General features: G+C 44.2%; 10 protein-coding genes. 3 read left to right on the top strand and 7 right to left on the bottom strand.

Going from position 1 to position 13673, the window contains the following annotated elements; genetic code table 11:
• The first annotated feature begins 114 nt into the window (after positions 1-114).
• Positions 115-1731: a sensor domain-containing diguanylate cyclase gene (locus tag L4C33_RS01730; protein WP_428810804.1), complete on the top strand. Its 1617-nt coding sequence runs from the start codon at positions 115-117 to the stop codon at positions 1729-1731.
• Between the two features lie 58 nt (positions 1732-1789).
• Here the strand turns inward: L4C33_RS01730 and punC are convergent, their stop codons facing one another.
• A complete protein-coding gene (gene punC, locus L4C33_RS01725; protein ID WP_428810750.1) occupies positions 1790-3001 on the bottom strand; it encodes a purine nucleoside transporter PunC in 1212 nt (403 codons plus the stop codon).
• 169 nt (positions 3002-3170) lie between these two features.
• Here punC and punR point away from each other — a divergent pair, with 169 nt between their 5' ends.
• The gene (gene punR / locus L4C33_RS01720) at positions 3171-4073 is read left to right on the top strand and encodes a DNA-binding transcriptional activator PunR (protein ID WP_428810749.1); all 903 of its coding nucleotides are present in this window, start codon (positions 3171-3173) and stop codon (positions 4071-4073) included.
• A gap of 76 nt (positions 4074-4149) precedes the next feature.
• Here the strand turns inward: punR and ilvA are convergent, their stop codons facing one another.
• Genes ilvA through ilvG form a run of 5 tightly spaced genes read right to left on the bottom strand, consistent with a single transcriptional unit; the run spans position 4150 to position 10471 of the window.
• Positions 4150-5697 (bottom strand): threonine ammonia-lyase, biosynthetic, encoded by a 1548-nt coding sequence (ilvA, locus tag L4C33_RS01715; protein WP_428810748.1) that lies wholly within the window; start codon positions 5695-5697, stop codon positions 4150-4152.
• A 3-nt stretch (positions 5698-5700) separates the two neighbouring features.
• A complete protein-coding gene (ilvD, locus tag L4C33_RS01710; RefSeq protein WP_428810747.1) occupies positions 5701-7542 on the bottom strand; it encodes a dihydroxy-acid dehydratase in 1842 nt (613 codons plus the stop codon).
• 32 nt (positions 7543-7574) lie between these two features.
• Positions 7575-8528, bottom strand: coding sequence for a branched-chain amino acid transaminase (locus tag L4C33_RS01705; RefSeq protein WP_428810746.1), 954 nt, complete (start codon positions 8526-8528; stop codon positions 7575-7577).
• A 10-nt stretch (positions 8529-8538) separates the two neighbouring features.
• Positions 8539-8823 carry an acetolactate synthase 2 small subunit gene (ilvM, locus tag L4C33_RS01700; RefSeq protein WP_428810745.1) on the bottom strand — a complete coding sequence of 95 codons (285 nt, stop codon included), beginning with the start codon at positions 8821-8823 and terminating at the stop codon, positions 8539-8541.
• 1 nt (position 8824) lies between these two features.
• On the bottom strand, positions 8825-10471 hold the full coding sequence (ilvG, locus tag L4C33_RS01695; protein ID WP_428810744.1) for an acetolactate synthase 2 catalytic subunit: 1647 nt from the start codon (positions 10469-10471) through the stop codon (positions 8825-8827).
• Between the two features lie 469 nt (positions 10472-10940).
• On the opposite strand from ilvG, the gene L4C33_RS01690 reads away from it, so the two are divergent.
• On the top strand, positions 10941-12464 hold the full coding sequence (locus L4C33_RS01690) for a YifB family Mg chelatase-like AAA ATPase (protein ID WP_428810743.1): 1524 nt from the start codon (positions 10941-10943) through the stop codon (positions 12462-12464).
• A gap of 55 nt (positions 12465-12519) precedes the next feature.
• Here the strand turns inward: L4C33_RS01690 and L4C33_RS01685 are convergent, their stop codons facing one another.
• Positions 12520-13518, bottom strand: coding sequence for a DUF2860 domain-containing protein (locus L4C33_RS01685; protein WP_428810742.1), 999 nt, complete (start codon positions 13516-13518; stop codon positions 12520-12522).
• Between the last annotated feature and the right edge of the window lie 155 nt (positions 13519-13673).

The following is a 13673-nucleotide window of genomic DNA, read 5'->3' as shown; positions in this document are numbered from 1 at the left end:
TATTTTGTTGTTAAATTGTTACTATTTGGGCTGTTATTCTGTATAGGCGAATCATTCATGAGGATAGTTGATAAAAAGTGGCAAGTTTTGCCCATTATTATTCTATCGTTTTCCATGCTGCTAGGGCTTTATGGCTTTTATATCACGCTTGAAAAACTGGTAGTGGAGAAGGAACATGAGCATTTAACTTCTCTGATGTATGACGTGGTCAATGAGATAGAAGAAGATCGAGATAGCTTTACTGTTGATACTGATATCGACATATATATTGGTAGCCTAACGCAAGCGAGTACTCAGTTACGAATTCAGATTATTGATTCAAAAGGCAATGTTATTGGCGATACCGACCTAACGAAACATGCTCTTGAAGAAGTTGAGAATCATGGTCAGAGACCTGAATTTTTACAGGCTCTGAAGGCTGGCTATGGCAAGGATGTACGTTTTAGTACGGTTACTTCGACTGAGCGAATATATAATTCAAAGAAGGTAATGGTAAATAACGTACCATTTGTCGTGGTGCTTTCTTCACCTATGTATCACCTAAAACAGATGAACTTTCAGCTGATGGGGATTCTGGTAGGGATGCTAGCTTTAAGTCTAAGTTTTTTGGTTGGWACTTCTTATATTAGTAGTCGCCAAATCAATCTGAGAGTGGAAGAAGAACAGAAAAAGCAAGATGAGCGCATTCGCCAACGTACTCACGAAATTGAGTTGATGCACCGTTTAGCCAATATGCTTGCTGCTTGTAACAACATGGTTGAAGCGCAACAAATCGTGTCGGATATCCTGCCGCGAATTCTAGGCAACGTAAATGGTAGCGTGTCTTTGATGCGAGCATCTCGAAATCAGCTAGTCACTCAGTTAGATTGGGGTGAGGCTTGGCCTGGTAGTGCGAGTTTTTCACCTGAAGAGTGTTGGTCTTTGCGTAAGGGGCGAGCGCATCAGTCAAACGACGCTTTCCATTCATTAGCTTGTGGTCATATGCATGATATGGATAACAATCAAACCCTTTGCATTCCGCTAACCGCTCACGGAAATACTATTGGGATTATGCACCTTTACTTTGGTCAGGGTGATATCAAAATTGATCCAATTATAGAGCAGCTTGCTTTCAGTGTTTCTGAACATCTTGGTTTAGCGTTAGCGAACTTGAGTTTACAAGAGAAACTTCGTTCTCAGGCATTAAGCGATCCTCTAACGGGACTATTCAACCGTCGCTTCTTCGAGCAGAAGTTGGAAGAACACTCCATGAATTCAGCTACCAACGAGCAACCGCTGTCATTACTCATGCTCGATTTGGATCACTTCAAGCGCTTTAACGACAATTTTGGTCATGATGCTGGTGACTTTGTATTGAAAGAGATCAGTACTTTACTTAAGCAAAATGTGAGTGAAGATGGAATTGCTTGTCGTTTAGGTGGCGAAGAACTCGCAATTTTGCTGCCTCACCACTCTATGGCTAAAGCGACCGAGTTTGCTCAAGTGTTGTGTGATGCTGTTCGTTCCATGCACTTGGAATATAAAGGACTATCGCTCGGGCAGCTTGGGGTTTCTATTGGTGTTGCTAGTTACCCTAAACCTGCATCAGATACAGAATCTTTGGTTAAACTTGCTGATCAGGCTCTGTATATGGCTAAAGACAATGGTCGTAGCCGGGTTGTTAATTATGAAGAATATACGAGTCGGAAGTCTCCAACGTTTGAGGTGGTAGACAGTAAGGTCACGCCTTAGCCAGAAACCCATACAAAAAAGAGCGAGTTAAACTCGCTCTTTTTTATTTCACAGATACTTAGTCTTGATTGTCTTCCAATACCACTCGTGAATTGTCTGGCGCGGTAAATTGTTCAGCTAATTCTTTATTGGCAATGATGTAGCCGATCCAAAGCCCGCCTAAACAGATAACAATCGCAACACCGGTTACAGGTAAAGCTACTGTTGCCATCGTTGCTACTAAACCACTCGCTATACTACTCAAGCAAATTTGAAAACTATTTTGTAGGCCGGCTGCTGTTGCAGGGCTTTGCTTTGCATTAGAAAGAGCACGGTTTACAACAATTGGGTATAACGCGCCATTCGCGACTGCAATTAAGCAGAAAGGGGCAAGTAACGGCCATATTGACGTTAGTTCCCACTGAGAAGCGATAAAAATCAGCAGTGTAGCGACAGTAAAGAGGCCTATAAGCTGTTTAAGAACTAACGAATCGCCAAACTTTTTAACTCCAACTTTACCTAAGTAGCCACCTACCATGAAGGCAATCGTCTGTGGAATAAAGCTTAAGCCGATGTCTTTTGCTTCGTAGCCCAACTGCGCCATGATTTCTGGCATACCAGTTAGATATGCAAAAAATGCAGCAGAAGCACTCGCGAACATGATCACGTTACCTAGGTAAGGCTTAGACTTTAGGAGAACTTTGATGTCATTGCTGATGCTAGTTTGCTTTTGCTCTGGTTGTTCTTTTGGTTGAGCCAGCGTTGTTGCTATGAGTAAAGTACCGAGCAGCGTCAAAGCGACAAAGATACTATGCCAGCCTAAGCTATCAGCAAGTAGCACACCAAGCTGAGGCGCTAGTGCAGGTGATAGTGCTACTAATGGCATTATCGTTGCGAAGATTTGTTGGCTCGCTTCTGCTGGGTAACGTTTAATGACCATTGCTTGCCAAATAACAGCAGGAGCACATACACCAATCGCTTGAATAAAGCGTAGGCCTAGCAGTTGCCACACTTCCGTGCTGAATGCTAAACCAAATGAAGCCAAGGTAAAGATAACTAAACCAGCTGCCAGTGTGTTCCTATTACCAAACTTGTCGCTTGCTAAGCCCCATAGCAATTGGCCAACAGCCATACCTACAAGAAAAACCGTGAGTGATAATGCGATTTGCTCTGGGCCTGTACCAAAGTCGACTTCCATCATTTTGAATGCAGGAAGGTACATATCGGTTGCGATGAAGCCAAGCATGGATAGTGCAGCAAGATAAACAAGCTGGAATTTTGAAATGTTCATAAAAGTGCCAGTTAGCAATGATGATCTAATATTAGAATTATCATCAAAAAAATTGTTTGTATTAGGCTTCCTGAAAGCCCCTATATTTTTACCTCGCCATTCTATTTTTCGCATTACATAAAATAAAACGTTAAAATTAGTGGTTATCAATCAAAAAATTTGAAGGCTCATGTTTTCTAAATCTTCTCTCGAAATGCTCGATACGGTTGCAAGGCTTGGCAGTTTCACCGCAGCGGCTGAACAATTACATAAAGTTCCGTCTGCGATTAGCTACGGAGTACGTCAAGTAGAACAAGAATTGGATGTGGTTTTATTTCGTCGTCTGCCTAGGAAAGTAGAACTGACTCCAGCAGGTGAGTTGTTTATAGAGGAAGCGAGACTGCTTTTACGTCAAATGGAAGAAGTGAAAGCCCAAACGAAACGAGCGGCACATGGTTGGCAAAAAACACTTAAAGTGACTCTTGATAATGTTGTTAAGCTTGAGAAGATGAAACCCATGATCGAGGCTTTTTATGAAAAGTTCGATTTCGCAGAGCTGCAAATCAATATGGAAGTGTTCAATGGTTCCTGGGAAGCCATTTCACAGGGCAGAGCTGATATTGTGATAGGGGCGACATCGGCTATTCCTGTTGGTGGTGATTTTGAAGTCCGTGATATGGGGAGGCTTGATTGGGCATTTGTGATGTCTCCAAGCCATGCTTGTGTGCGTGAACAAAACCTGACTGAAGAGTTTGTTAGTCAGTTTCCTGCTATATGTTTAGATGATACCTCTAATGTGCTCCCTAAACGTCACACTGGGCATTACGTGAGTCAAAGGCGTCTATTGTTGCCTAATTGGTACAGTGCAATAGAGTGTCTTAAGAATGGGGTTGGAGTGGGGTACATGCCAAGGCACATAGCTATGCCATTGATTGAAAGCGGTTTGCTGGTGGAGAAAATTCTGCCCGATGACACCCCACTAAGCCAGTGTTGTTTAGTATGGCGTAAAGACGATAATCACAAAATGATTGAGTGGATGGTCGATTACTTAGGTTCAAGCCAGCAGCTGCATCAAGATTGGTTAGAGCATTAACTTATTACCTGAAACTAAAAAGGCGAGTCGTAACTCGCCTTTTTAAATCGATAGCCTTAATGGTTAGGTCGTCTTATCAAGACAGGAAGAACTGATAAGATGGGTTATCGGTTTCATCTTTGCACTGGTAACCGAGTTCACGTAAGTGTTGTGAAAATTCAGCCAGATCATCTTCACCCAACTCAAACCCACACAGAACACGACCGTAGTCTGCACCGTGATTTCGGTAGTTGAACAAGCTGATATTCCAGTGTGTCCCCAGCGTACTTAGGAACCTGACTAAAGCACCAGGATATTCAGGAAATTCAAAACTGAATAAGCGTTCTTTTAATGGCTTAGATGGTTTACCGCCAATCATGTAGCGAACATGCAACTTCGCCATTTCGTCATCAGATAGATCAACGACTGGGTAACCACCTTCACGTAAATCACGGATGATGTGTTCCAGCTCTTCTTGACCGCCTTGTAAGCGCACACCAACAAAAATATTGGCTAAGCTATCGTCGTTGTAACGGTAGTTAAATTCAGTGACAGCACGGCCACCAATTAGGTTACAGAACTCAAAGAATGCGCCTTGGCGCTCAGGAATCGTTACCGCTAATAAGCCTTCACGTTTTTCGCCAAGCTCACAACGTTCTGAAACATAGCGTAAACCATGGAAGTTCGTGTTGGCGCCAGAAAGAACCGTGCCTAACTGCTTATCTTTTAGTTTGTTCTGCTCAGTGAATTTTTTTAATCCGGCCAGGGCAAGTGCGCCTGAAGGCTCAGCAATAGCACGTGTATCTTCAAAGATATCTTTAACAGCTGCGCAGATTTCATCGCTAGAAACCGCGATATGTCCATCAAGATACTTTTGACACAAACGGAATGTCTCTTCACCAATGCGTTTTACCGCAACACCATCTGCGAACATGCTGACCTGATCAAGCACAACAGGTTCACCAGCATCTAACGCAGCTTTTAAACAAGAAGAGTCTTCTGGCTCAACCGCAATCACTTTGATTTCTGGCATCAGTTGTTTGATGAGAACAGCTACACCAGCAGCCAAGCCACCACCACCAACAGGAACAAAAATGTAATCTAGGTGGCCATTTTGTTGCAGCATTTCCATGCCAATCGTCCCTTGCCCAGCAATGACCAACGGGTGATCGAAAGGAGGAACAAAGGTATAGCCATGTAGCTCTGATAGACGCTCAGCTTCTGCCTTGGCTTCATCAAAGTTACTGCCATGTAGAACGACATTACCGCCAAAACCACGTACTGCATCAACTTTGATGTCGGGCGTTGTTTTCGGCATTACGATTGTGGTTTGAATACCAAGTTTTGAACCAGAAAGAGCCATGCCTTGTGCGTGATTACCCGCTGAAGCTGCAATCACACCCGCTGACTTTTGTGTTTCAGATAAGCTCGAAACCATATTGTATGCACCACGTAATTTAAACGAATGCACTGGCTGACGATCTTCACGCTTAATGAATACTTGGTTACCCAGTCGTTCATTAAGGCGTGGCATTTCTTGCAATGGCGTGACATTTGCCACTTCATAAACAGGAGCTCGTAGTATCTGGCGCAGATAATCTGCACCAGATTGTTCCCGTTCTTTTGTTGGAAAAGAATCGGTCATGGATTAGTCCTCTAGTTTGGACTTGTCACGCACAGCACCTTTGTCTGCACTGGTCGCCATGCTTGCGTAGGCTTTTAGTGCAAATGATACTTCGCGTTGACGGTCTGCTGGTTTCCAGCCTAGTGCATCTTGCTTCTCACGACGTGCAGCCAATTCATCTTCAGCTATATCTAGCGTGATTGAACGGTTAGGAATATCGATAGTGATGATATCGCCATCTTTTACTAGGCCGATAACACCGCCACTTGCTGCTTCTGGAGAAGCGTGGCCGATAGACAGACCTGATGTACCACCAGAGAAACGACCATCCGTTAGAAGTGCACAAGATTTACCTAGACCCATCGACTTTAGGTAAGTCGTTGGGTAAAGCATTTCTTGCATACCAGGGCCACCTTTAGGACCTTCGTAACGAATGACAACAACTTCACCCGCTTTCACTTTACCACCTAAAATACCTTCTACGGCAGTATCTTGGCTTTCAAAAACAACGGCCGGACCTTGGAACTTAAGGTTTTCTTCATCCACACCAGCAGTCTTAACAATACAGCCATCAACAGCGATGTTACCTGAAAGAACTGCTAGGCCACCTTCTTGGCTAAACGCGTTTTCTTTAGTGCGAATACAACCTTCTTTACGGTCGTCATCAAGACGATCCCAGCGGCAGTCTTGTGAGAATGCTTTAGTCGTTCGAATGCCAGCAGGGCCAGCGCGGAAGAACTTAAGAACATCTGCATCATCAGTTTGCATGATGTCATATTGAGCGAGTTGCTCTTGCATACTTAGGCCAAGCACTGTGCGTGTTTGATTGTTCAGTAGGTCTGCACGGTCAAGCTCACCAAGGATAGCCATTACTCCACCAGCACGGTGAACGTCTTCCATGTGATATTTAGGTGTTGAAGGTGCAACCTTACACAGGTGAGGAACGCGGCGAGACATCTCGTCGATATCACCCATATCAAAGTCAATTTCACCTTCTTGAGCAGCTGCCAATAGGTGAAGAACTGTATTACTTGAACCGCCCATTGCGATATCAAGTGCCATTGCATTTTCAAATGCTGCACGGTTAGCAATGTTACGAGGCAGTGCTGATTCGTCATCTTGCTCGTAGTAACGTTTAGTCAGATCAACGATGCGCTTACCAGCATTGATGAATAGCTCTTCACGGTCTGCGTGAGTTGCTAGCATAGAACCGTTACCCGGCTGAGATAGACCCAGCGCTTCTGTTAGGCAGTTCATTGAGTTGGCAGTAAACATACCCGAACATGAACCACATGTTGGACATGCAGAGCGTTCTACTTGCTCACTTTGCTCATCTGAGATCGTTGGATCGGCACCTTGGATCATTGCATCAACAAGATCGAGCTTGATGATTTGATCCGAAAGCTTGGTTTTACCTGCTTCCATTGGACCGCCTGAAACAAAGATCACTGGAATGTTAAGGCGCATAGCTGCCATCATCATTCCCGGGGTGATTTTGTCACAGTTAGAAATACATACCATGGCATCGGCACAGTGTGCGTTGACCATGTATTCTACTGAATCTGCAATAAGTTCACGTGAAGGCAGTGAATACAACATGCCGCCGTGACCCATTGCGATACCATCATCAACTGCGATGGTATTGAATTCTTTAGCTATACCGCCTGCTTTCTCGATTTCACCCGCAACTAGTTGACCCATGTCTTTTAGGTGTACGTGGCCAGGTACGAATTGCGTGAAAGAGTTTACAACCGCGATGATCGGTTTGCCGAAGTCATCATCTTTTACGCCAGTTGCACGCCATAAAGCGCGCGCACCAGCCATGTTGCGTCCGTGAGTAGTAGTTGCTGAACGATAGATTGGCATTACTTAAATCCTTATAAATTTTTTGGCTGTTGCTACTTTTTTACTGGTGTGTGGTTTTCTGGATAAACGTAATCTAACCAGCCCCACTTGTCCTCAGTTGTCCCATTAAAGAGACCAAAGTAAGCGGCTTGAATTTTTTCAGTTATTGGACCGCGTTTACCGCTGCCCACTTCAATTTTGTCGACACTACGTACCGGTACAATTTCTGCTGCGGTACCTGTCATGAATACTTCGTCTGCTAGGTATAGCGCTTCACGAGCAATGTTCTCTTCACGGATTTCATAACCCATGTCTTTTGCTAGCGTCATGATTGAATCGCGCGTGATACCTGGCAAGATTGCACTCGTTGCTGGTGGCGTAGAAAGAATGCCATTGCGAATCACAAAAATGTTTTCGCCTGCACCTTCTGAAAGGTAACCGTCAACACTAAGAGCAATACCTTCATCGTAACCGTGACGACGCGCTTCACCACCCACAAGTAGTGAAGATAGGTAATTACCACCAGCTTTGGCAGCTGTAGGGATCGTATTTGGTGCGGCACGGTTCCAGCTCGAAATCATCGCATCTACGCCATTCTCTAGCGCTTCTTCACCTAGGTAAGAGCCCCATGGGAAAGCGGCGATGATCAAGTCCATCTCAGTAGTTTCTGGAGGACATACGCCTAAACCGACATTTCCAACAAAACCTAATGGGCGAATATAAGCGGAATCTAGCTTATTTTGGCGTAGTGTTTCGCGCGTTGCTTCCATGATTTCTTCTTCCGTGTACGGAATAGGGAATCGGTAAATTTTTGCTGAATCTTTTAAGCGGCGAGCGTGTTCAGGGTGACGAAAAATCACTGGACCTTTTGGCGTGTTATAACAACGAACACCTTCAAAAACGGAAGTACCGTAATGCATAGCGTGAGTTAGAACGTGAACATTCGCTTCTTCCCAAGGAACTAATTCACCATTAAACCAAATGTAATCTGCTGTTTTAGCTGCCATGCTGACTTCCTTATCCGGTAATTTTTTGTTGTAGGTTGTTGTTAGGTAGTTCGTTTTTGCTGATAGCAATGACATCAACCGTACGAACATCCCACAACTTTTCAATTTGGTTTACTAGAAATGAAATTGGACGATCACTGTCTACAATAATTTCAACACTAGCCACTTTGCTTTCGTGGTTTTGAGTACCTGCCACTTGCTTAACAATAAAACCACGGTGACGAATGACGCGGAGAACGCGTTCTAGTAGAACGGGTTTGTCATCAGCTTTGATGTCTAATAAGAATCTTTCCATGTTATGTGTTCTCCAACATTTCACTGTTTGATGCGCCAGGTGGTACAAGCGGCCATACGTTTTCTTCTTCATCAATAATGATATGTAGAAGATAAGCGGTTTTGCTTTCCAACATTTCTTTTAGTGCTGGCTCTACTTCTTCTTTACGAGTGATCGTTTTACCCGGGATATCAAATGCTTTTGCTAGCATGACGAAATCAGGGTTATCGTCTAGGATCGTTTCACTATGACGACCATCGAAGAATAGTGATTGCCATTGACGAACCATACCAAGACGAGAGTTATTCAAAAGCACCATTTTTACAGGAATTTGGCGACGCTTCAGTGTACCGAGCTCTTGAATATTCATCATGAATGAGCCATCACCTGAAACAAGAATAGATTGGTCATCAGGGCGTGCAACGGCTGCGCCCATTGCTGCCGGAAGGCCAAAGCCCATCGTGCCCAAACCTGCTGAGGTAATGAAGTTTTGTGGATCGCGTGGCTGCATGTGTTGCGCAGCCCACATTTGGTGTTGGCCAACATCGGTCGAGATGATAGAGCTTTCAGGCATCATATCTGACAATTGTTTTAGAAGAAGCGGAGCAAAGATTGGATCGCCTGGGTGATCGTAGCGCCACTTAAAGCTACTGCGTAATCCTTCAGAGTGATGTACCCAAGATGCGATATTTTGAGTCAGTTCTAACTGAGGAAGTACTTTATTGATGTCACCACGAACGGGTGCATTAGCATGGCGTAGCTTGCTAAATTCAGCGGCATCAATATCAATATGGATCACTTTTGCAAGCGGTGCAAAAGTGTCTAATTTACCGGTTACTCGGTCATCGAAACGAGCACCAACAACGATTAATAGGTCACACTCTTGAACGACTAAGTTTGCAGCCTTGGTACCGTGCATACCTAGCATACCTAGGTAATGAGGGTCATGACGTTCTATCGTGCCTAAGCCTTTCAGTGTGCTAACTGCTGGCATAGGGTTTAAACGTAAGAACTCACGAACAGAGTCTGTGGCTTTCGCTAGTTGAACACCACCGCCGACATATAGCACTGGGCGGGTTGCTTCTGACAGTACCTGCTGAGCTTGCGAGATTGATTCTGCACTTGCTACAGGAATTGCTGGTGGTGTGAATTCTGGAAGGATCTCTACCGGTGCTTGAGCAAGCTGAACATCTTTTGCGATGTCGACAATAACAGGGCCAGGACGGCCTGCTTTTGCTACTTCAAATGCTTCTGCCAGTGTTGGAGCAAGGTCATTAATGTCAGTCACTAGGTAGCTGTGTTTAGTACATGATAAAGACATACCGATCACATCCATCTCTTGGAATGCATCGGTGCCTATGTGTGTACTAGCAACTTGCCCTGTGATTGCAACAAGAGGAATTGAGTCCATAAAAGCATCGGCTAAACCTGTGACTAGGTTGGTTGCACCTGGTCCTGAGGTCGCCATACATACAGCAACGTCTTGGCTGGCACGAGCCATCCCAATCGCTGCGATGACAGCACCTTGTTCATGACGGCAGAGGATATGCTCAACACCACCATCATAAAGTGCATCATAAATTGGCATGATAGCTCCACCCGGGTAACCGAATACAGTTTTAATGCCTTGTTGCTTTAATGCGGATACGACTAGTTCTGCACCTTTCATCGTAAACCCCCAGTGCTACCGAATATTTGGTAGCTGATTCCTTTAACGCTGCACATCTTGTGCTCCCATTCTTCCTGTCATCGACAAACGCCGAAATGCTTCAAATTAAAAAATGTAAATATATAAATTAGAAAAAACCCCCGGACTTTTCAGTGCGGGGGTTTTTGAAATCTTGTGGTTATTTTTTATCCACTCGCCCCCGCGTAGTCTTAATAATGACTACGATAATCAGGTTAACCAGAGCGTAAATGCGAGTGCTAAAATTCATACGTGACTATTTTATCGTTTATATTCTTACGTAAATGTTTATACCTCTAGTGTTATCATAGAAATCTGCTGTATGACAAGCAAAATGTCATTCTTTTTTCACATATATACCTCATCCCACCACGTTATATAACAACTTAATCAATTCATTATTGAATGACTTTCGATGTGAATACTTTTAAATCAATAACAAAGGAATGGTATGGGACTCGCAATCGTTCATAGCCGAGCCAGTGTTGGCGTTGAAGCTCCTCCAGTCACAGTCGAAGTACACATTAGCAACGGTATGCCGGGCTTCACTTTAGTGGGTTTACCCGAGACTACGGTTAAGGAATCTCGAGATAGGGTAAGAAGTGCGATTATCAATTCTCGGTTTGAATTTCCTGCTAAGCGCATCACCGTCAACTTAGCTCCTGCTGATTTACCCAAGGAAGGAGGGCGTTTCGATCTTCCAATTGCGCTCGGTATTTTGGCTGCGTCTGATCAGTTACCAGTGAATAAGCTAGAGCAATATGAGTTTGTTGGAGAACTGGCATTATCAGGCGAACTACGCAGTGTAAAAGGTGTATTACCAGCGGCTTTGGCGACTAATAAAGCGCAACGATGTCTTGTTGTCCCCCATGCTAATGGAGACCAGGCTGCTTTGGTGGGTAAAGATAATCATAAATCGGCACAGAGCTTACTAGAAGTATGCGCTGATTTATGTGGGCAACAGATGTTGTCACTGCATCAAACTCCAGTGGCTCGAACATCCATAAATCATGATCGAGACTTACAGGACATTATTGGTCAGCAGCAGGGAAAACGTGCATTGGAAATTGCGGCTGCAGGTAATCATAATTTACTCTTTCTTGGCCCCCCAGGAACGGGCAAAACTATGCTGGCTTCTCGGTTACGAGATTTACTGCCAGAAATGAATGAAGACGAAGCGATGGAAACGGCATCGGTAGCATCACTGACCCAACAAGACGTGAACGAACATAACTGGAAACAGCGCCCGTTTCGTACTCCACATCATTCTAGTTCCATGGCGGCTCTTGTCGGTGGTGGCACAATTCCTCGTCCGGGGGAAATTTCCCTCGCGCACAATGGCCTCTTATTTCTAGATGAAATGCCAGAGTTCGAACGAAAAGTATTAGATTCATTACGTGAGCCACTAGAGTCCGGAGAAATTATTATTTCACGAGCTCAGGGGAAGACTCGCTTTCCTGCTCGCTTTCAATTAGTCGGCGCATTGAACCCAAGCCCGACTGGATACTATGAAGGAAACCAAGCCAGAGCTAATCCCCAGATTATATTGCGCTATTTGAATCGCTTATCTGGGCCACTTCTTGATCGCTTCGATATGTCTTTAGAGATACCTCTACTACCTAAAGGTATGTTGGCTGAAGGAGGAGATCGGGGAGAACCTACGGCTAGAGTAAAAGAGCGAGTGAGCACTGCCCGCGAGCTAATGGTTAACCGTAATGGCAAGGCCAATGCGTTATTGGGAAGCCGAGAAATAGACGCTTACTGCCCTTTAAAAAGGCAAGATGCAGACTTTTTAGAAAATGCACTGCATCGATTGGGGCTTTCGATACGGGCGTATCATCGAATTATCAAAGTGGCACGTACTATTGCTGATTTGGAAGGGTGCCAACAGATTGAAAAGAAGCACTTAGCGGAAGCGTTGGGCTACCGAGCGATGGATAGGTTGTTGAAGCAGTTAACGGCTCAAGCGGTATAATAAAGCCCACGAAGGTGGGCTTTGTTTTTGATGGCGACTTAATGCAGTAACGGTTTTAGAACTGGTAGTTCATACCCACGGACATTAGGTATTCATCTTCATCATAGAAGTCGATGTTAGCGTCTGTTGTGCCGTAGCCCGCGAATGAAATCAGTGACCAGTCCTGCCATCCCATGAAATCTTGGTATTCGTAGGCAGCAAAGAAGCTTAGTTCACTTTCGTCACGAGTTTTATCAAACAGTGGGTTTACTGCGTCAAAAGAACGAGTCGTGTAGCTTGCAGTTAATGCAAACTGGTGGCGGTTGAGTATTTTAAAGTAAGAAAGCTCACCACCGAATGAGGTCGAAGAATTGGCTTTACCATCCGCGTCTGTTTTTACATACGTTAATGATGGTTGTAGGAAAGAAGTCTCATTCAGTGAAATTTGGTATTCACCTTTTACGTAGATAGAAGAGCTATCGCGTTGCAGGGCACCAATAGAGTCTTGTTCTGTTGCTGGGTCAAACACACCCATACCAGATTGCTCATCGCTAACATCTTTAGTTGCGTATGCCGTATCTAGAGTAAAGTTAGAACCTAATATGTTCTCAAACTTTAGACGGTATGCATTGCCTGATTCATCCGTAGTTTGACGTTCTGCATTTAGAAGGTAAGGATCAGACCAAGTTTCACCTGACATGATTGTTGGTAGGAAAGAGGCATCGATAACCATACCTGATGCAAATTCTTGTTTGTAGCCGATCTCTAAAGCAAGGTTACCGACAGCAATATCTTCACGAGCTGTACCAGCATAAACCTGTTTATCTAAATGACTACCAAATGTATAAGCAACACTGCCTAGCGGTAGTGCTAGAAAATCACCATTAGACTCGGCTTTTTTCGTTGAATTTGCTTCAGTAAGCGTCTTATCACCGTCAGTATCAAAATGAGATGATGAAGACATGTAGCCAGTGTTTAGTGAAATTTCGCCGCTGAAACCAGCTTCTTCAGATAGCTCAGCCATAGCGGGAGCTGCTGCAATAGCAAGAGCCAGTAGTGATAGTTTAGCTTTCATGAAAATACTCCTTTGTTAGAGGCTGATAGTCTAAAAAGGGGCGCGTCGAACTTTTGTCAAACAGTATGAAGTTTTTTTTGATTATTTTAGCTGGATATAAAAAGGGAGCGATTAGCTCCCTAAATATTAGATGATGTGGCGTTTAAGCTCTAAAG

The sequence above is a fragment of the Vibrio makurazakiensis genome (assembly GCF_050337375.1).
Classification (GTDB): Bacteria; Pseudomonadota; Gammaproteobacteria; order Enterobacterales; family Vibrionaceae; genus Vibrio; species Vibrio makurazakiensis.
Note: the sequence above shows the minus strand (reverse complement) of the source record. Positions and strands in the feature narration are given on the sequence as shown.